Source organism: Parabacteroides sp. AF39-10AC, assembly GCF_003635405.1.
Lineage (GTDB): Bacteria > Bacteroidota > Bacteroidia > Bacteroidales > Tannerellaceae > Parabacteroides > Parabacteroides distasonis.
Map to the genome: position 1 here is coordinate 1 of NZ_QTLP01000041.1, position 20,136 is coordinate 20,136.

The 20,136-nt window shown below is 44.4% G+C and carries 14 protein-coding genes, 1 tRNA gene and 2 pseudogenes; 15 read left to right on the forward strand and 2 right to left on the reverse strand.

Annotated elements, in window-relative coordinates; all coding sequences use genetic code 11:
* Nucleotides 1–53: 53 nt before the first annotated feature.
* From DW033_RS22745 to DW033_RS22785, 9 genes and pseudogenes are all read left to right on the forward strand, one after another.
* Nucleotides 54–470: pseudogene (locus DW033_RS22745) on the forward strand (glucose-6-phosphate isomerase family protein); the annotation flags it as partial.
* A 3-nt stretch (nucleotides 471–473) separates the two neighbouring features.
* Nucleotides 474–1,433, forward strand: coding sequence for an ROK family protein (locus tag DW033_RS22750; protein WP_048927042.1), 960 nt, complete (start codon nucleotides 474–476; stop codon nucleotides 1,431–1,433).
* The gene (locus DW033_RS22755; RefSeq protein ID WP_009016584.1) at nucleotides 1,414–2,202 is read left to right on the forward strand and encodes a glucose-6-phosphate isomerase family protein; all 789 of its coding nucleotides are present in this window, start codon (nucleotides 1,414–1,416) and stop codon (nucleotides 2,200–2,202) included. The genes DW033_RS22750 and DW033_RS22755 overlap by 20 nt, the downstream gene beginning before the upstream one ends.
* 32 nt (nucleotides 2,203–2,234) lie before the next feature.
* Nucleotides 2,235–3,672: pseudogene (locus DW033_RS22760) on the forward strand (sugar porter family MFS transporter).
* Nucleotide 3,673: 1 nt separating this feature from the next.
* On the forward strand, nucleotides 3,674–4,933 hold the full coding sequence (locus DW033_RS22765) for a cellulase-like family protein (RefSeq protein WP_048927043.1): 1,260 nt from the start codon (nucleotides 3,674–3,676) through the stop codon (nucleotides 4,931–4,933).
* A gap of 134 nt (nucleotides 4,934–5,067) precedes the next feature.
* Entirely contained in the window at nucleotides 5,068–7,308 is a 2,241-nt protein-coding gene (locus DW033_RS22770) for a glycoside hydrolase family 2 protein (protein WP_048927044.1), read from the forward strand.
* Between the two features lie 152 nt (nucleotides 7,309–7,460).
* Nucleotides 7,461–10,658: a TonB-dependent receptor gene (locus DW033_RS22775; RefSeq protein WP_048927045.1), complete on the forward strand. Its 3,198-nt coding sequence runs from the start codon at nucleotides 7,461–7,463 to the stop codon at nucleotides 10,656–10,658.
* Between the two features lie 17 nt (nucleotides 10,659–10,675).
* Nucleotides 10,676–12,181 carry a RagB/SusD family nutrient uptake outer membrane protein gene (locus DW033_RS22780; protein ID WP_048927046.1) on the forward strand — a complete coding sequence of 502 codons (1,506 nt, stop codon included), beginning with the start codon at nucleotides 10,676–10,678 and terminating at the stop codon, nucleotides 12,179–12,181.
* A 332-nt stretch (nucleotides 12,182–12,513) separates the two neighbouring features.
* Entirely contained in the window at nucleotides 12,514–13,470 is a 957-nt protein-coding gene (locus DW033_RS22785) for an Rpn family recombination-promoting nuclease/putative transposase (RefSeq protein WP_048927047.1), read from the forward strand.
* Nucleotides 13,471–13,509: 39 nt separating this feature from the next.
* Here the strand turns inward: DW033_RS22785 and xerD are convergent, their stop codons facing one another.
* Nucleotides 13,510–14,415 (reverse strand): site-specific tyrosine recombinase XerD, encoded by a 906-nt coding sequence (gene xerD, locus DW033_RS22790; RefSeq protein WP_005859891.1) that lies wholly within the window; start codon nucleotides 14,413–14,415, stop codon nucleotides 13,510–13,512.
* 101 nt (nucleotides 14,416–14,516) lie between these two features.
* On the opposite strand from xerD, the gene aroQ reads away from it, so the two are divergent.
* From aroQ to DW033_RS22815, 5 genes are read left to right on the forward strand one after another with little or no spacing between them, the layout of a single operon-like run.
* Entirely contained in the window at nucleotides 14,517–14,933 is a 417-nt protein-coding gene (gene aroQ, locus DW033_RS22795; protein WP_005859889.1) for a type II 3-dehydroquinate dehydratase, read from the forward strand.
* Nucleotides 14,934–14,993: 60 nt separating this feature from the next.
* On the forward strand, nucleotides 14,994–16,451 hold the full coding sequence (gene pyk / locus DW033_RS22800) for a pyruvate kinase (RefSeq protein ID WP_005859887.1): 1,458 nt from the start codon (nucleotides 14,994–14,996) through the stop codon (nucleotides 16,449–16,451).
* 5 nt (nucleotides 16,452–16,456) lie between these two features.
* A complete protein-coding gene (locus tag DW033_RS22805; RefSeq protein WP_005859885.1) occupies nucleotides 16,457–17,092 on the forward strand; it encodes an O-methyltransferase in 636 nt (211 codons plus the stop codon).
* A gap of 12 nt (nucleotides 17,093–17,104) precedes the next feature.
* Nucleotides 17,105–17,440, forward strand: coding sequence for a 30S ribosome-binding factor RbfA (rbfA, locus tag DW033_RS22810; protein ID WP_005859883.1), 336 nt, complete (start codon nucleotides 17,105–17,107; stop codon nucleotides 17,438–17,440).
* Between the two features lie 11 nt (nucleotides 17,441–17,451).
* Nucleotides 17,452–18,681, forward strand: coding sequence for an FtsX-like permease family protein (locus DW033_RS22815; RefSeq protein ID WP_008778805.1), 1,230 nt, complete (start codon nucleotides 17,452–17,454; stop codon nucleotides 18,679–18,681).
* A gap of 44 nt (nucleotides 18,682–18,725) precedes the next feature.
* On the opposite strand, the gene DW033_RS22820 is transcribed toward DW033_RS22815, so the two are convergent.
* Nucleotides 18,726–19,808 (reverse strand): mannose-1-phosphate guanylyltransferase, encoded by a 1,083-nt coding sequence (locus DW033_RS22820; protein ID WP_009016577.1) that lies wholly within the window; start codon nucleotides 19,806–19,808, stop codon nucleotides 18,726–18,728.
* Nucleotides 19,809–20,011: 203 nt separating this feature from the next.
* Here DW033_RS22820 and DW033_RS22825 point away from each other — a divergent pair.
* Nucleotides 20,012–20,095, forward strand: a tRNA-Leu gene (locus tag DW033_RS22825).
* The last annotated feature ends 41 nt before the right edge of the window (nucleotides 20,096–20,136 follow it).

A 20,136-nucleotide genomic window follows, 5' to 3' on the forward strand; every position in this document is an offset into this window, starting at 1 on the left:
ATCCGTAGACTTTCTTTTTATCTCACCTCAGACACACTACTTGAAACAGTATCTTAGATCAATTAGCATACGAGGTATATAGTTATTTACCGGAGCGGGAAGGCACTCCGGGAGGGCTTTATTTTGGTATTACTCAATTATATCCGGGAAAGGTGGGAGATGAGTATTTCATGACGAAAGGCCATTTTCATCAACAAGAGGATCGTTCGGAGTATTATTGGGGATTGGAAGGCGAAGGTATGTTGATCTTGATGGACCGAGAACGGAATACGTGGGCGGAAAGGATGATGCCGGGTAGCCTGCATTATATACCGGGCGGTGTAGCGCACCGGGTAGCTAATACTGGAAATAGCGTCTTGTCATTTGCTGCGTGCTGGCCTTCGGATGCCGGGCATAATTATGAAGAGATCGCGAATAAGGGCTTCTCGGCCCGATTGGTAGAAGTGGACGGTACCCCTAAATTGCGATAGCTTATGTATACGATAGCGATAGATTTAGGGGGGACGGTCGTAAAGATCGGACTATTGTCTGATGGTGAGATCGTAGACTGTGTGAGATTACCTTCCCGTCTGGCTCTGGGATTAGCTCCGAACTTACCTAAGATAAAGGAGGCGATTGATCGGTTGTTGGCCGCTTGGCGTATTGATGTGGCTGCGCTTCGTTGTATCGGCCTGGCTTTTCCCGGGCTGGTAGATCCAATTCATAACCGGGTAATCTCTACGAATGAGAAGTATGATGATGCCTGTTCGATCAGTCTGGATAAATGGGCATGGGAGAATTGGGAAGTTCCTTTCTGCATGGATAATGACGCTCGTTTGGCCGTAGCCGGAGAATGGTGGCAGGGTGCGGCCCGGGGAAAGAACAATGTAGTCATGATGACAATCGGAACCGGTATCGGTACGGGAGTCGTGATTGATGGACGGCTCCTGTATGGACAGCATTTTCAAGCGGGTTCTTTGGGTGGGCATTTTGTGCTGGATTATAAGGGCCGTCGGTGTTCATGCGGGAATAACGGCTGTGTAGAAGCTCTGTCTTCCTCTTTCTTCTTACCGACCATTGTCAGGGAGCATGCCCTTTTATCGGAATCGTTTAAACGAGATGCGGATGTCTATGATTTCAAGCGCATTTTTAGGTTAGCGCAGGAGGGGGATGAAGATGCTTTATTAATTAGGAATGAATGTATGGATATCTGGGCGTCGGCGATAATAACCTATATACATGCTTATGATCCGGAAGTCGTGATTCTAGGTGGGGGGATTTTAAAAAGCCAAGAGGTGATTATCCCTTATATCAGCAAACGAGTGGATGAGTTGGCTTGGTGTCCTTCCGGGAAAGTCCCGATTGTGCCGGCAATCTTGGGCGATGACGCCGCTTTATTCGGTTTGGAGTATTTCATGGTAAAACAACAGCAAAATGAACGGATTTGTATTTGATAAAGGAATTGATATAACACCGGTTCAATCGCCTATGGGGTTTACCTATGGGGCGGGTGTATTTGGTCCGGAGGTCGAGATTCGCCGGCTGGAAGATATACGGGCTAGTTTGCGTGATCCTCAATGCAAGGGACCGGAGCAGGTTTACTCGATCGCTATGGATGTCGGCAAAGAAGAACATCGTGCGTTGCTGAATAAGTTACATTTGTTATTCGGGGTAGTGACATATAGTGCTGGTAAATTGGGGCAGGAGCCAGTCAGAAGTCAAGGGCATATTCATAAGATATCTCCTTATAGCGGTTGGTCTACGCCGGAGATCTATGAGATTTGGTCGGGAGAGGCGATTATTTATATGCAGGAGTATGCGGAGGATCAGCCCGGTCGATGTTATGCGGTACATGCCTTTCCGGGGGATGTAGTGATCGTTCCTCCCTATTGGGTACATGCGACGATTAGCGCGAATCCGAGATTGCCTTTGACTTTCGGAGCGTGGTGCGATAGAGATTATGGTTTTGTGTATGAGGGGGTTCGTAAACACAGGGGAATCGCTTGGTTTCCTGTATTTAATGGAAGCGATGAATTAGAATGGATCGCAAATTCGATGTACGATTCCTCTCATTTGATTTGTAAATCTCCTTCGGATTATATTTCTTTAGATATTCGGAAAGGGGTATCTATTTACAGACAATTCGAGGAAAATCCGGAGATTTTCTTATATGTGCCTAATCCGGCGTTGAAGGCGGAGGTATGGCGTGATTTCGAGCCTTGAGTTTATAGATGGATTAAATACACAAGAAAAACATGAAAAACACGAGCTATAGATATTGGATGATTTATGTAATAGCGATTGTCGCCGCTATGGGAGGACTATTGTTTGGCTTTGATACCGGCGTGATTTCCGGGGCGATTCCTTTTTTCCAGAAAGATTTTGGTATAGACGATAGTATGGTGGAGGTAGTTACTTCCTCCGGTTTGCTGGGAGCTATTCTGGGAGCGCTGTGTTGTGGTAAATTGACGGATCGCATAGGACGTAGGAAAGTCATTTTGACTTCGGCTGTTATTTTCGCTTTCGGTGCGTTAGGATCGGGTTGGGCTCCGGACATTTACCACTTGATTGCCGCCCGTTTATTCTTGGGAGTGGCTATCGGGATCTCTTCTTTTGCTGTACCTCTTTATATTGCGGAAGTTTCCCCGGCGAAGTCACGGGGGATGTTTGTCGCCATGTTCCAATTGATGATTACGATCGGGCTTCTGGTATCTTATCTTTTCGGATTTGTATTTTGCGGATGAGACGTCTGTTTCATGTTGGAGGCCAATGTTTTATGTGGGGGTGATTCCCGCTATTATTTTGTTCGTGGGTATGTTGCTGGTTCCACCATCTCCAAGGTGGTTGATGTCTGTTGGCCGGGAGGAAGAGAGCCTATCCGTCTTAAAGATGGTCGAGCATCCGGATTTGGTAAATGCCTCGTTTGAGCAGATGCGGAATGAGATGCGAAAGAATGATGAGCGACAAGGATGTTTTAAGGATCTGGCCCAGCCTTGGTTACGGAATGCGTTAGTTATCGCTATCGGTATTATGTTTTTCCAGCAATTTGTAGGTATCAATACCGTGATTTATTATAGCCCTAAAATCTTTTTGATGGCCGGTTTCGATGGTGCGGTCTCTGCGATTGGGGCCTCTGTCGGGGTAGGTGTTGTCAATTTATTATTCACGTTGTTGTCTGTCTACTTTGTAGATCGGCTGGGAAGGCGTAAACTTTATTTTCTGGGGTTGAGCGGTATCGTGATTTCCTTGTTGCTACTCGCTACCTCTTTTATATTCGCCGCTCAATTAGGGGATTCTGGGAAATGGCTTTCCATCGTCCTTATTTTCTTATATGTGGGATTTTTCGCTATCAGCATCGGGCCGTTAGGTTGGTTGATTGTGTCGGAAGTGTTTCCACAAAAGCTAAGAGGGTTGGGGACTTCTCTCGGCTCGTTGTCCGTATGGTTTTTCAATGCGATCGTATCGTTTACTTTCTTCAAGATATTGAAGGTGTTTTCAATATCGGGAACCGAATTAACGATCAATGGCGAAAGCCAAGGGAATCCGGCGGGAGCGTTCTTATTTTATGCGTTCATTGGAATTGTGGCGATTATTTGGGGATATTTCTATGTACCGGAAACGAAAGGAGTTTCATTGGAGAAGATCGAGGCTTTTTGGAGAAAAGGAGGACACCCGAAAGATAAAATAATATAATATGGATAGAAGAGTATTTATTAGACAAACAGCAGTTGCGGCATTAGGCGGCTTAGTGGCTTTTGATTTATCAAAGGCATCAGCTAAAAGTGAAATGGCTTTTGCCGGGAAAGGAGAAATCTCGCCCCGGGCAATCACCATGTGGGATTTTTCTTGGTTGGAGAGGCGTTGGCCCGGAGCCGGTTATGAGGACTGGGACCAAGTATTGGACGAGCTCTCGGAACGGGGGTATAATGCGATACGTATTGATGCTTATCCTCATTTAATAGCGGAGAATCCAATGAAGAAATGGTTACTTAAAGAAGTTTGGAATCAGCAAGATTGGGGAAGTCCGGATATGAATGAGGTACAAGTTCAACCGAATTTGAACTTGTTCTTGTCGAAATGTAAGGAGCGGGATATTAAGGTCGGGCTTTCTTCTTGGTATCGTCTCGATGTGGATGAGGTTTGCCTGAAATTGGATACACCGGAGAAATTGGCGGATTGCTGGCTGACAACCCTTCGTTCGATCGAAGAAGAGGGGCTATTGGATACGATCCTTTATGTGGATCTTTGCAATGAATGGCCCGGTGATTCATGGGCTCCTTTTTTCGCTAAGACATATCCGAATGTCGGTTGGGGGAATTGGTATAAGGAGGAATCCTTACGATGGATGAAAACCTCGTTGGGGAAGATGCGACAAGTATATCCGGATATGCCATTCTTATATTCTTTTGATCATGGGGATGTCAAGAAATATGAAGAGGTGGATTGCTCTTTTCTTGATTTGTATGAGCATCATATTTGGATGGCCCAACAGAATGGTGGAGAATTTTATAAGCTGGTGGGATATGGCTACAATCGTTTTTCACCGGATGATTATAAGAATGTGGTGAAAAATGCGGAACGGGTTTATCGGGAAAGACCTGAATATTGGCAGAAATTGTTGACTGATAAGATCGAGCTTATGGCTTCCGTGGCCCGGAAGAATCGCCGTCCTCTCGTTACGACAGAATGTTGGGGATTGGTGGATTATAAGGATTGGCCTTTATTGAAATGGGATTGGATAAAGGATCTTTGCGAGTTAGGAGCTATTACGGCTGCCCGTACGGGTATGTGGGTCGGTGTAGCGACCAGTAATTTTTGCGGACCTCAGTTTGTTGGGATGTGGCGGGATGTGGAATGGCATAAACGCTTGACTTCCATCATCCGTTCTTCTCCGATTGATGCGTCTCTCATGAAGAATAATGAGGTAGCGGCCAAATTGTTGAAACGACTTTAATCTTGGGATGGTATGTATTACGATCATTCTTATATTTTGATAAGATTCTAAAAGCAGGAGGTAAATTTCTATAAAGTTTATGTCTTTAATAATTGTAACTTGCCTTCGTGAAAGAGTTAAATAAATCGGATGTCATGAAAAGAATAATTTTAATTATGTGTTGTTTCCTATCTGTATTCGCTTGGGCCGATGATGGGAGGACAACGATCTCATTAAATGGGGAATGGGATTTCGATCAAACGGAACTGGCTTTTCCTCCACGGAAATATACCCGTAAGATACCGGTTCCGGGATTGGTGCATTTAGCGAGGCCTAAAATCTCTCAATACGAGAAATTCTTTAAGAAACCTGACGGCGTGGAGCTGGTGGAACAGTTTAATTTCTTAGAGAGAGATTATACGCCGATGTATAATTGGTATAAGCGGAAAGTATTTATCGATGAGAAATTTAAGGATGAGCAATTATTCCTTACGATAAAGAAAAGCCAATATGTTACACGAGTCTTCGTGAATAGGCATGAAGTGGGGGCTTCTATGGAATGCTATACTCCAATGGATTTTAATATTACGAGTGCCGTAAAATATGGTTCGGACAATGAGATATTGATTCAGGTGGGCGACCGGGCGTGGTTGCCTAGCGAGGCCGCCGGCGGAACGGATAAGGAGAAAGTCCATTACCTACCCGGAATCTGGGATGACGTGTTCATTACGGCTACTGGTAAGATGCGGGTCGATAAAGTTTTATTCCTGCCTTCTCTGGCTAAAGGATTGGTGACAGTTAAGACCTTGGTGAGAAGTTTGTATCCACCCCAAATGTTGTATGGGGATAAAATGAAGGATTCTTGTAAGATTGAGTACTGTGTCAAGGAGAAGACTACAGGGAGGATAGTAGGAAAGAAAATGATTGAAGGTGAGGCTAAGCGGGATAATAGGACTTATTTCGAAACGAGTATCTCTTTGGATAATCCGAAGGCTTGGACTCCTGATTCCCCTTTCTTGTACGAAGGTGAGGTCTCGGTGTATGACCAAGATGAGCTTGTAGATCGTTATTCCGTGAACTTCGGTATGCGTGATTTTTCGAGAAAAGGTAAATTCTTTACGCTTAATGGGGATAAATTCTACTTACGAGGCTCCAATATCACGCTTCAACGTTTCTTTGAGGACCCGGATTGTCAAGCGTTGGCTTGGGACCGGGAATGGGTGAAGAAGCTGATGGTAGACCTGCCAAAGTCAATCGATTGGAACGCTATGCGAATATGTGTAGGAATTGTACCTGACTTCTGGTATGACCTTTGCGACGAGTATGGTATCGTATTACAGAATGAGTGGCTATATTGGCAAAATCATGGATGGGATGAACAGGTACGTAAGGAGTATACGAATTGGGTATGGAGCGATGGGAATCATCCCAGTATCGTGATCTGGGATGCGATCAATGAGAACTGGGACAGTTATATAGGAAATACGCTGATTCCCAAACTAAAGGAATTAGACCCGACCCGGATCTGGGATGCCGGTTACATGACATCAGATCAGATGGGGACGAACGATGAGATGGATGAGCCACACCCTTATCGTGCGCTTACGTTGATGCATTCCAGCGAACTGAACGACTATTTCAAAAACAATCCCTATAACTTAGGTGCATTGCATGAGAATTGGGTAGGTTTCTCTTCTATACTAGATGCGGGCGTTCCTCAGTTGGTGAATGAGTACGGATGGATTTGGTTATGGCGTGATGGACGGCCCTCGAAATTGACACTTAACAATTACAATTACTATCTTGGCGAGAATGCCACTCCGGAACAATGTCGTGAATTGCAGGCATATTGGTTGGAACTTGAGACGGAATGGCTGCGTTCGGAACGTTCGGTAGGCGGAATCTTGGCTTTTTGTCATTTGACCAATAATTATGGTTTCACGGGAGATTGGTTCATCAATGATATCAAGGATTTGGAACCTTCACCGGCTTTCCGCTGGTTCAAGCATTGTTTCGCCCCCTCGGCAGTCTTTATCGATTTAGCGGATCGTCGTTATACCAAACATCTCGAGCCCTTGAAACCGGGTAGTGATTTAGTATTCAACTTGGTAGGGGTGAACGACTTGAATAAGGAGTCGTCTGGAAAAGTTCTCTTGAAACTACTAGACGAGAAAGGAACTATTATTTCGACACAAGAAGAGTCTATTGTGATTGAACCTTTTGGCAAGCGGCTTCAACCTTGCCTTCTGAAATTGCCCTCAAAATCAGGAGGCTATCTTCTGATAGCCGAGTATCATGAGAAGGGGAGGGCGAAACCAGTACTTAGTCGCCGTTATCTAAAAGTAGGCGATGCGGTAACCTCTTTCAAGGATTACTTTGAGTATACATTAAATTAGTTAGGTTAGCTTTTATATCCAATTTCCTACGGCGGCACTCCTCGTGAGTGCTGTCGAGGGGAATGCTACCCCTTTTTTGAAAATACTCAGAGTCCGACTAACCAAAAAGTAATGTTAGGAATATTGTTTAAACCTTTAAATTCGAATAGTTTATGAAAAAGAAAAGTAAGGATCAGCGATGGCGTTGGATATGTGTCGGGTCATTATTGCTCGCTTCCTTAAATGGCAATCTGGAGGCAAGCGGCCTTTCCCATCCTAATGTAAATCCGGTGGAAGTTTCTCAAGCGACAAGAAAATTGCGAGGAACGATCTTGGATACAAATGGAACTCCGGTTATCGGTGCGAGTATTTCCGTAAAAGGAACTACTACCGGTACGATCTCTGACATGAATGGCGTATTTACGCTAGATGTGAAAAATGGCGATGTATTAGAAATCTCGTTTATAGGCTATCTCTCCCATACGGTTAAGGTCGGTACGCAGACTGATTTACAGATTGTCTTGAAAGAGGACACGCAAGCCTTGGATGAGGTGGTAGTGGTTGGTTATGGCGTTCAGAAGAAGAGCGTGATGACAGCGGCCATCAGTCGTGTCACCTCCGATGATTTGGAGAAGCTGACGCCGACCCGGGTAGAGGATGTGTTACGAGGAAAAGTCTCGGGAGTAAGCATTATGCAGAATTCCGGACAACCGGGAGCCGAGTCGAGAGTCCGTATCCGTGGTACAGGAACTATCAATGATAGTAACCCTCTGTATATTGTGGACGGAATGCCACTTGAAGGAGGTGTCGATTATCTGAATCCGCAGGATATACAATCTATCGAGGTCTTAAAAGATGCCGCTTCTGCCGCTATCTACGGTTCGCGTGCGGCTAATGGTGTTATTCTGGTTACGACAAAGAGCGGGAAAAAAGGAAAAGCGGTTGTCAATTATGATTTCTCTATCGGTTGGCAAAATCCTTGGCGAAAAATGTCGGTCTTGAATGCCACCGAATATGAGACAATAATGAATGAGGCTTACGTGAATGCCGGGATGGACCCTATTTACGATGATCCTTCGAAAGCAGGTGTAGGGACGAACTGGCAGAATGAGATTTATAACGAGAATGCCCCGATCATGAATCATCAAGCGAGCATCAGTGGGGGTGGTGATAAGGGAAGCTATTTCCTCTCTTTTGGTTATTTAGATCAAGAAGGAATTGTTGGAGGAAAAGATAAGTCGGATTATAAACGATATAGCTTACGTTTCAACAATACCTATAATGTGTTTGAGAATAAGGCGAATAAATTTTTCCGTAGTTTCAAGGTCGGTACGAACCTAGGATATACACGGATCATATCCAAAGGTATTTCGGAGAATGACAACTTCTCCGGCCCGTTAGCAAGTGCGGTGATGACTCCACCGAACGAATCGGTCTATCTGGAGAATCCTTCGGCGGAAGATCTCGCTTATTACGAGAAAAATTATCCCGGCTATGTCAAGGATGATGAAGGCCGCATCTATAACGTGATCGAAAATCAAGAGATCGTGAATCCGGTCGCTATGATGCAGACCTTAAACAATAACAAGGACTGGGATAAATTTGTAGGTTCTGTTTGGGGTGAATTGGAAGTATTCGAGAATCTTACGTTTAAGACCTCTCTCTCCACGGATATGGCTTTTTGGGGCGAAAGGAATTGGTTCCCAGTTAGCTATTTGTGTTATATGGTCAAGACTGAGAAATCGAGGGTGGAGCAAACGATGAATCGTGGCATGAAGCTTCTTTGGGAGAATACGTTGAGTTATAAACGTTCGATCGATAAACATAATTTCGCCGTTTTACTGGGAACCTCTATGGAACGGTATGATAGTAAAAAGGTAAAGGGAACAGCATTGAATTTACGAGCGGAAGATGATCATAAAGCATGGATCGATTTTACCAATAGTGCCTCTCCCGGCGATCAGCATTCGGAAGGTGGTGCGACAGAGCATCGGATGGCGTCCGTTTTCGGACGATTAAACTATAATTATGACGAAAGGTATATGCTAGAGTTAACCCTTCGTCGGGACGGTTCCTCTAACTTCGGCCGGAATAATCAATATGCTTATTTCCCTTCCGTCTCCGCAGGCTGGACGTTGACTAACGAGCCTTTCATGGAAAATAAACCGGGATGGCTCGACTTTCTGAAAGTGCGCGGGAGCTGGGGCCAGAACGGAAATGAAAAAATCGGATCGTTTGGATATACTACGACAATGACCGGAGGAAATAACTATAGTTTCGGGGCTGGCTCGAACGGTGTCATCCATAGCGGAACAAAACCTACTTCTTTGGCCAATCCTGATTTGCGTTGGGAAACCTCGGAGCAATTGGACTTTGGATTTGATTCCCGCTTCTTTAATAACTCCCTTTCTTTTAGTTTTGATTGGTTCAAGAAAGATACAAAAGACATGTTGATGGAGCGTCCGATACCCCTATATGTGGGAAGTGGCTCGCCTTTGTCGAATGTCGGGACATTGACCAACCAAGGTATCGAGCTTGAAGTCGGTTATAAATTAAGTGTAGATAAAGTGAATCTATCTTTCTTGGCGAATGCTTCTTATGTGAAGAATGAGATCAAGAATCTGGGAAATCAAACAGGATATATCGATAAGGAGAGTTTACCGACTTTAGGTACGGTATCAAGGAACCAAAATGGTTATCCGATCGGTTATTTCTTCGGATATAAGGCGATTGGGGTTTTCCAGACACAAGAGGAGATCGATAACTATATCAGTCCTGCTACCGGTAAGCCTATACAACCGAATGCGGTACCCGGTGATACGAAATTTGAGGATTTGAATGGAGACGGCGTGATCAGCGATGATAACGAGGACCGTACGATGATAGGCAAACCTAATCCGGATTGGATGGTTGGACTTACTGTTGCGGCTGATTGGAATGGCTTTGATTTAAGTGCCTTTTTCCAAGGTTCTTTCGGGGCGGATGTTTTCGATGCGTTACGCCGTTATGAGTTGGCGGCGGTCAATTATACGTCGGATGCTTTGGAAAGATGGACAGGACCGGGCACCTCCAATTCGATGCCAAGGATTGTCTTGGGTGATACGCCTAAGAACTTCCGTCCGTCTACTTTGTTGGTTCACGATGCTTCTTTCTTGCGCTTACGTAATTTACAGGTAGGTTATACGCTGCCGGCCCAGTTGACCCGAAAAGCTTATATACAACGCTTGAGGTTTTATGCGTCGTTCGATAATTTGTTGACTATTACGGGATACAAGGGAATGGATCCGGAAATCGGTTCGACAATGGGTATAGATAAGGGTGTATATCCTCAAGCCCGGGTTTATACATTTGGATTGAATTTGACATTTTAATCATTAAAATTAGTGTTATGAATAAATATATTTATCTGCTAGCCGTTGTATTCGGACTAAGTGGCTGCAATGATTTTTTGGAGTTGTCTCCGACGAATAAGGTTATCGAAACGGATTATTACAAGACACAGGAGGATTTGACCGAGGCATTGGTCGCTGCCTATGACCCGTTGAAATGGAACGCTTATAATGCGTATAGCTCTTATGAACTGGTAAGTAATATCATGTCGGATGATGCGGAGACCGGTGGATCGACGGTATCGGATCAACCGCAGTTGCAGCGAGTGAATGATTTTACCAATTGGGTGACACCGACAAACTTACCCGAGGGTTTATGGGGGCGTTCGTATGAGGGTGTGAACCGTGCGAATATCGTGATAGAGAAATGCCCTCTTCTTCCGGAGGGGACGATGTCGGAGGAGCTTCGTGATCGTTATGTGGCTGAGGCTCATTTCTTGCGTGTATTTTATTATTTCCAGTTGTGGCGTTTCTTTGGATACATACCGTATTACGAGACGAATTTGGGATTGGATGATATAACAACTGTCCCTCAGTTACAGCCGGATGAGGTCTATGCGAAATTAATCGAGGATTTAGATAATAATGTTATTGGGAAGTTACCTAAGATAGTCCCGGCTAATGAGAAAGGACGAGCTACGAATGGTGCCGCTATCGCGATGAAAGCACGTATCGTTTTATATCAGAATGATGATACTAAAATGAAGGAGATCGCCAGCCAATTGAAAGAACTAATTACCGATCCTGCCTATCAATATGATTTGATCCCGGATTATAAAGTTCTTTTTGATGATGAGTATGAATGGTGCAAAGAATCTGTTTTTGAAGTCAATTATACGGAAATCGGGAACTCGAATGATTGGGCAGGCAAGGCTAATCAAGGTAACTCCGATATAATAATGCTAGGAGCCAGAGGTTTGAAAGATCCTAATAATGTATATGTGGAAGGTTGGGGTTTTGCGCCTGTAACAAAAGCATTGAATGATGCGTTTTTACCAAATGATCCTAGAAAGTGGACAACAATCATAGATCATGAGGAGTTTAGAGCGGAAGGCGGGACGGTTAGCTCGGATGTGAATCAATATACAGGATATAGCGTACGCAAATATCATCCTCGTGCGGGGTATTCTTCTACGGTTGGCACGGAAGCGCTGAATTATAAGAACAATTACCGTGTAATTCGTTTCTCCGACGTATTATTGATGGCATCGGAAGCTTTGTTGAGAAGTGGAGGTAGCGTAGGCGAGGCACAGGATTATTATGCGAGAGTCGTTAAACGTGCGATGGGGGATGATTATAAGGTTCCGGCGGTTTCATTGGATAATATCTATAAGGAACGCCGTTATGAGTTTGCGATGGAAGGTATTCGTTATTGGGATTTAGTACGTACGAACCAAGCAAAAGATTTTATCAAAGGCTGGGATGATACAAAGAAATACTTGCCGATTCCTCAGTCGGAGATTGATAAGTCGGATGGCCATTTGGTACAGAATCCTCATTTCTAAGAATTGAGCTGTATTTACATTTGTTCATTTTAGGAGAACCTGATAGCTTTTAATTTGTTGATAATTAGATATGGATGTGTGATCATTTGTCCACATCCATGTTTTTTGTCTTTAAGTAAATAGTTTAAATCGATAAAATATGAGATTAAAATAGAGTAATAACGGTACACGAATACCCATTTGCGACCGCTTACGATCCCGTTCGTTGGCTATTCACTTACGGATCCAAAAAGAAGGACATTTCTTTTTAGATGGGATAAGCTTGTATTCCAGATCTTTTTATGTACATTTGAAGCCACCCAATAGTGGGGTAACTAAAACATGATATGACTATGGAAAAGAAAACAGAAAAAGAGGAGAAGTATATGAAGGAATTACAAGATCGATATATCCGTTTCGACTGGGCCATCAAACGCCTACTCCGGCAAAAAGCGAATTTCGGAGTGCTAGAAGGCTTTCTTACCGTGTTCTTGGGCGAGCAGATCAAGATTGAGGAGATATTGGAGAGTGAGGGATACCAGCAAATGGCCGATGAAAAATTCAATCGGGTGGATATCAAGGCTAAGAACACAAAGGGAGATATCATCCTTATCGAGATCCAGAATACCCGCGAGCTTTATTATTTGGAACGTGTGCTTTATGGCGTGGCGAAGGCCGTCACCGAACATCTTCATTTGGGACAGGACTATTCCGGGGTGAAAAAGGTCTATTCTATCAGTATCCTTTATTTTGATATAGGCGTAGGAACCGATTATCTGTATCACGGGCAGAACCAATTTGTCGGCGTGCATACCCATGATCATTTACAGGTAAATACCAAGGAGAGGGGTGCGATCGTCAAGCGTCTTCCCTCGGAGATCTTTCCGGAGTATATATTGGTCCGGGTGAATGAGTTTGATAAGGTGGCCGTGACCCCCTTGGAGGAATGGGTGCGATACTTGAAAGATGGGATCATAACTTCCGGAACGACAGCCCCTGGCTTGGAAGAGGCACGAGAGAAATTACGCTATTACTCAATGTCTCCCGAGGAACGTTATGCTTATGACGAACATCTGAATGCGATTATGATCCAGAATGACGTGTTGAGCACTGCTAAGTTTGAAGGACGGGAAGAAGGATTAGCAGAAGGATTAGCAGAAGGCAGAGAAGAAGGACTAATAGAAGGTCGAGAAGAAGGCCGTGTGGAAGAACGTCTAGAAACAGCTCGGCGTATGCGGTCTGATGGGCTTTCGATGGAAATGGTCGTGCGTTATACTGGTTTGTCAGAGGAGGAAATAAATAATTTATGACATCCTTGAGGCTTTGCTAGCGGAGTAGGATCGGTTCTTTTAAGTTCTTGGCCTGCTCCTCGGATGATGTTCCAGTATCTCTTTGCGAAGGAATTCCCGGTCGATATGTGTATATATCTCGGTGGTGGTGATTTTCTCATGCCCCAGCATCTCTTGGATAGCGCGTAAGTTGGCGCCTCCTTCCAGCAAGTGGGTGGCGAAAGAATGACGGAAGGTATGGGGACTTACGTTTTTATGGATACCGGCGGCCTCCGTCTGTTGCTTGATGATATGAAATACCATGATACGGGAGAGGGCCGTTCCTCGCCGGCTTAGAAATAAAATATCCTCGAAGCCTTTTTTAACCACGACCGAATTCCGGTCATACAGATAGTTTTTAATTTCCCGCAAAGCAACTTCGGAGATAGGAACAAGCCGTTGTTTGCTTCCTTTACCCTCTACCCGGATGAAACCTTCCTTGGGATATATATCCGAATAACGCAGGCCAGTAAGCTCCGATACGCGCAGTCCACAACTATATAAAACCTCCAGCATCGCACGGTTCCGCTGTCCCTCGGGAAGCGTGAGGTCTATTGTGTCGAGAATGCTATTTATCTCGTTGACGGTTAATACTTCCGGCAGCTTCAATCCGATCTTGGGAGACTCTAACAATTCGGTCGGATCATTTGTTATATAATTGTCAAGCAATAAGAAACGATAGAACGATTTGATACCCGAGATGATGCGTGCTTGCGATCGGGGATGGATACCGATGTCACGTAATTGGGCGATGAACTGTTGCAAGTCGTCGTAGCTGATCTCCTTAACGTCCTTTTTCTCATCCTCTGCGAAACGTAGCAATTTGTCAAGATCTGTCAAATAGGCGTCGATGGAGTTGGCAGAGAGCGATTTTTCTAATCGTAAATAGGTGTTATATCGGTTTATTATATCTTTTCCTTGTCGCATTGTCGGTATGTCGTTATGAATGTGTCAAATAAAATCCTTACCTTTGCCGGATAATTCCGGCCTCAACGGGCGGTACAAAGGTAATAAACTTACAATTAAGAATGAAGAAGATTCAGATCATCAATGGCCCTAATTTGAATCTGTTGGGCAAGCGAGAACCGACAGTATACGGAAATGCCTCGTTCGAGGACTATTTGAGCGAGTTACGTGCCCGCTTTCCTCAGTGTGAGATATCTTATTATCAAAGTAATGTGGAAGGAGAGATAATTAACAAGATCCATGAGGTGGGTTTTGAATATGACGGTATCGTGTTGAACGCCGGCGCTTATACGCATACTTCCATTGCGTTGCACGATGCTATCAAGGCGGTTACTACGCCAGTCGTGGAAGTGCATATCTCGAATGTGCATGCCCGTGAATCGTTTCGTCATGTGTCGATGATATCGGCGGCATGCAGGGGAGTGATTCTTGGGTTTGGGCTGGATTCGTATCGGTTGGCGATCGAATCGTTTATGTGATAGAAGGTTTAGAAGGTTATCAAATAGAATTAATAATTAGGTTATAATAATTTAAGGTATATGTTAAAGCATACGAAGATTGTTGCTACAGTTTCCGACCAGCGCTGCGACGTTGCGTTCGTTGAGGCGTTATATAAAGCGGGAATGAATGTGGTGCGCCTGAATACGGCTCACATGATGGAAGAGGGGTTGACCCGTGTGGTAAATAACGTCCGTACCGTATCCGACCGTATCGGTATCTTGATGGATACAAAGGGGCCGGAAGTACGTACCACGACGACGGTAAACAAGGAACCGATCCCTTTCAAGACTGGAGAGATCGTGAAGGTAATCGGTAATCCCGATCAGGAAACTTCGCATGATTGTATTTGTGTGTCATATAAGAATTTCGTGAACGACTTGGCGATTGGCAGCGACATCCTTATCGATGATGGTGATCTGGAAATGAAGGTTACCGGGAAATCCGGCGATTGTTTGCTTTGCGAGATCCAGAATGACGCTACGCTAGGTAGCCGCAAGAGCGTGAATGTGCCGGGCGTACGTATCAATTTGCCTTCGTTGACTGAGAAAGACCGTAATAATATCCTTTGGGCGATCGATCATGATCTCGATTTTATCGCTCACTCATTTGTTCGCAACAAACAGGACGTATTGGATATCCAACGTATCTTGGACGAGCGTAACAGCCCTATCAAGATTATCGCTAAGATCGAGAATCAAGAGGGTGTAGACAATATCGAGGAGATTTTGGAAGTGGCTTATGGCGTCATGATCGCTCGTGGTGACTTGGGTATCGAGGTTCCGGCCGAGAAGATCCCGGGTATCCAGCGTATGCTGATCCGTAAATGCGTGGAGGTGAAGAAGCCGGTTATCGTGGCTACGCAAATGCTTCATTCCATGATTAATAATCCTCGTCCTACTCGTGCCGAGGTTACGGATATCGCCAACGCTATTTATTATCGTACGGATGCTTTGATGTTAAGCGGTGAGACGGCTTATGGAAAATATCCGATCGAGGCGGTACAGACCATGACGAAAGTGGCTCGTGAAGCCGAGAAGACTAAGCTTTCCGCGAATGATATCCGTGTGCCGATCGAGGGGAATGATTTAGACGTGACTTCTTTCTTGGCGAAACAAGCCGTTAAGTCTTCTTCTAAATTACATGTGAAGGCGATTATCACGGATAGTTACACGGGTCGTACGGCACGTTATCTGGCTGCTTTCCGCGGAACCTCTACTGTGTTCGCTATATGCTATAATCCTCGTGTGATGCGTATGTTGGGTCTTTCTTATGGGGTATGGGCGGTTCATCAGCCATACAACGACAGTCGTAGGGGATATTTCTATGATGCGTTGAACCAGCTGATCCATAGCGGACGTATCACTCGCAACGATATGGTAGCGTATTTGAGCGGTAGCTTCGGCGAAGGTGGCGGTACCAGCTTTTTGGAGATTAACAACGTAGGAAAGGTGCTGGATGCCGGCACGCAATATCAGTTGCCTACTTTTAAAGAGTAAGAGGAATGTTTACGGGCGAGATTGATGCGTATATTCTTTCTCATATAGATGAAGAAGGGGATTTGCTGTCGGCGTTGAATCGCGACGCTAATGTGAACCTTCTCCGTCCGCGTATGCTATCCGGGCATTTGCAGGGTAGGATATTGAAGATGTTTTGCCGGATGATTCGTCCGAGAAGAGTCTTGGAGATCGGGACTTATACGTCTTATGCCACTTTGTGTATGGCGGAAGGCATGGAAGAGGGGGCATTGATCCATACGATCGAGATCAATGACGAGATGGAGGATTTTATCATGAAATATCTTTCCCGCTCGCTACATAAGGACAAGATAAAAGTCCATTTTGGGGATGCGATGGAGATTATCCCCCGTTTGGATGAGACGTTCGATATGGTTTTTATCGATGCCGACAAACGCCTGTATTCCGAGTATTATGATTTGGTATTCCCGATGGTCCGTCCGGGCGGCTTGATTCTCGCGGATAATACGCTTTGGGACGGTAAAGTGGTAGAAGAAGTGCATCCTTCCGATAAACAAACGAAGGGAATACTGGTTTTTAATGAAAAGGTTAAGCAAGACGATCGGGTAGAGAAGGTGATCCTCCCTTTACGTGACGGCTTGACGATGATCTGGAAAAAGTAAATAATAAAGCGTATGGAAAGTACTAGATTACAAAAGATCGAACGCCTTCTTCAGAAGGAATTGAGTGATATATTTCAGAAGCAGACGCAAGGAATGCATGGTGTATTGGTCTCTGTCAGCGTAGTTCGTGTAAGTCCGGATTTAAGTGTGGCGAGAGCTTATTTAAGCATTTTCCCGTCGGATAAATCGCAAGAGCTATTGGAGGCTATACGGAGCAATACGAAAGCGATCCGTTTTGATTTGGGGCAACGTATTCGTTTGCAGGTTCGTAAGATTCCTGAATTGAGCTTCTTTATAGACGATTCATTGGATTATATCGAGAATATCGACAATCTTTTGCATAAGTAATCAGAGGAGCCTTGAATCTTCCGTTCTATATAGCCCGGCGATATCTCTTTTCGAAGAAGTCGCACAATGCCATAAATATCATATCGATGGTATCGGTATGCGGGGTTGTTGTCGCCACGATCGCCTTAGTATGCGCCTTGTCGGTCTATAATGGTTTCAACGATTTGGTCTCTTCTCTCTTCAGCAATTTTGATCCGGAGTTGAAGATCATGCCTCGGAAAGGGAAGGTTTTCGATCCGACCTCGGAAGAGATACGTAAGGTGAGGGAATTGCCCGGCATTGTTTGTTTTAGTGAGGTATTGCAGGACAATGCCTTGGTCCGTTATCGAGATCGTCAGGGTGTAGCTACCTTGAAAGGTGTAGACGAGCAATATGAGAAACTGGCGCAGATCGATAGTATCTTGATCGATGGAAAGTTCCTTCTGAATGACGAGGTGGCGAATTACGCGAATATGGGGATCGGATTGGCTTTCTCGCTAGGAATAAACGCAGGCTTTGTCTCTCCGCTGGAGATCTACGCTCCGAAGCGGGAGGAGAAGGTGAACATGGCGAATCCGGCTTCTTCTTTCAATTTGGAATATGCTTATATCGGTGCTGTCTTTCGTACGGACCAACAGGTTTACGATGATTCATATATGATCGTGCCTTTGTCATTGGCCCGTTCTTTATTTAATTATGATAAAGAAGTGACAGCGGTGGAATTGAAGGTGAAAGATAGCGGAGATATCGCTCCGGTAAAGAAAGAGATTCAACGTATCCTAGGTGATCAATATATCGTGCAAGACCGTTTTGAGCAACAAGAGGCTTCTTTCAAGATGATGCAAGTCGAGAAATGGATGACCTTCTTGATCCTTACTTTTATATTGGCGATCGCCTTATTCAACGTGGTGGGTTCTTTATCCATGTTGATGATCGAGAAACAGGAGGATGTGAGTACACTGCGTAATATGGGGGCTGATGACAGTCTGATCCGTCGGATTTTCTTGTTTGAAGGCTGGATGATCTCCGGTTTTGGAGCTTTGATCGGAGTCTTGATCGGGGTTGTACTTTGCTTGCTACAACAAGAGTTTGGCTTTATAAAACTAGGGGAAGCTGCCGGAGCGTTTATTATAGAGGCTTATCCAGTACGTGTAGTCACGGTGGATATAATAACAGTCTTTGTAACGGTATTAACGATAGGCTTTTTGGCTGCGTGGTATCCTGTACGATATCTTGCTAAGAAGTTGAAAATTGAGAATTGAGAATGAATACCGCTTGCCGATAATTCTCAATTCTCAATTCTTAATTAGTTGTATTCTTTTCCGTATTTGATTTTAGCGTCGGCTACGAATTGTTTGATACGTTGTTCGTCATCCTTCTTACAAATCAATAATACGTTTCCGGACTCAGCCACGATGCAATCTTTTAGCCCTTGGATAACGGCTAGACGTTTCGGGTTATTTAATGCGATCACATTGCCGGAGCATTCGTATAGCATTGCCTCGTTATTTTTCAATACTGCGTTCTCATTTTCGTCTTTATTCGCTAGGTCGAACAAAGATCCCCAGCTACCGAGGTCGGCCCAACCGAAATCTACACATAGCATATATACGTTGTGCGCTTTCTCCATGATACCGTAGTCGATGGATATATTTAGGCAATAAGGGAAATTCTCTTGGATGAACGCTTTTTCTTCCGGGGTATTAAATTTATCCTTACCTAGATCGAAACGGCTGCTGATATCCGGGAGATATTTAGAGAACGCTTCCAAGATCGTATTCACGTTCCAGACGAACAAGCCAGAATTCCAGAAGAATTCTCCACTTTCCATAAATACCTTTGCCAACTCGAGGTTCGGTTTTTCAGTAAAGGTCTTCACCTTGGTGAAATCATCTACTACCGTATCACTGCTTTGGATATATCCGTATCCTGTTTCCGGGCGGCTAGGCTTGATGCCCAAGGTGACCAACGCACGGTTTCTCTTCACGAAATCCAACGCCTTTTGAACGTCCCTCAAGAAAACATCCTCTTTTAAGATCAGATGGTCGGAAGGGGCTACGACAATATTGGCTTCCGGATTGCATGCCTTAATATGATAAGCCGCATAAGCGATACAAGGAGCTGTATTGCGACGAGCCGGTTCCAAAAGGATTTGTTCTTCCGCTAATTCCGGCAACTGCTCCTTGATTAAGTCCGCATAAGATTCGTTGGTAACGATGTATATATTTTCAGTAGGGATGATTTTTGCGAAGCGATCAAATGTCATTTGCAGTAAAGACCGTCCGCTCCCAAAAAAATCAAGGAATTGCTTTGGGTAACTTTCTCTACTGAAAGGCCAGAAACGGCTACCGATTCCGCCTCCCATGATGACGCAATAATTATCTTTCATGATATTGGCTGTTATTATGATTATACGTTTACAAATGTAACGAAATAATCTTTCTATGCGAAACAATCCCGTACATATTCCCACTGTGAAAAAAATATTTGAAAATTTTCACCCAAACGCTTGCGGGTTTAAAAAAAAGCTGTACCTTTGCAACGCATTTGAGAAACAAACCTACTGCTAAAGCTAAAAGGTTAATCAAAAATGCCCAGATGGCGGAATTGGTAGACGCGCTGGTCTCAAACACCAGTGGATTCACTTCCATGCCGGTTCGATCCCGGCTCTGGGTACAAGAAAGAAAGCTAAGTATTTGATAATCCAATACTTAGCT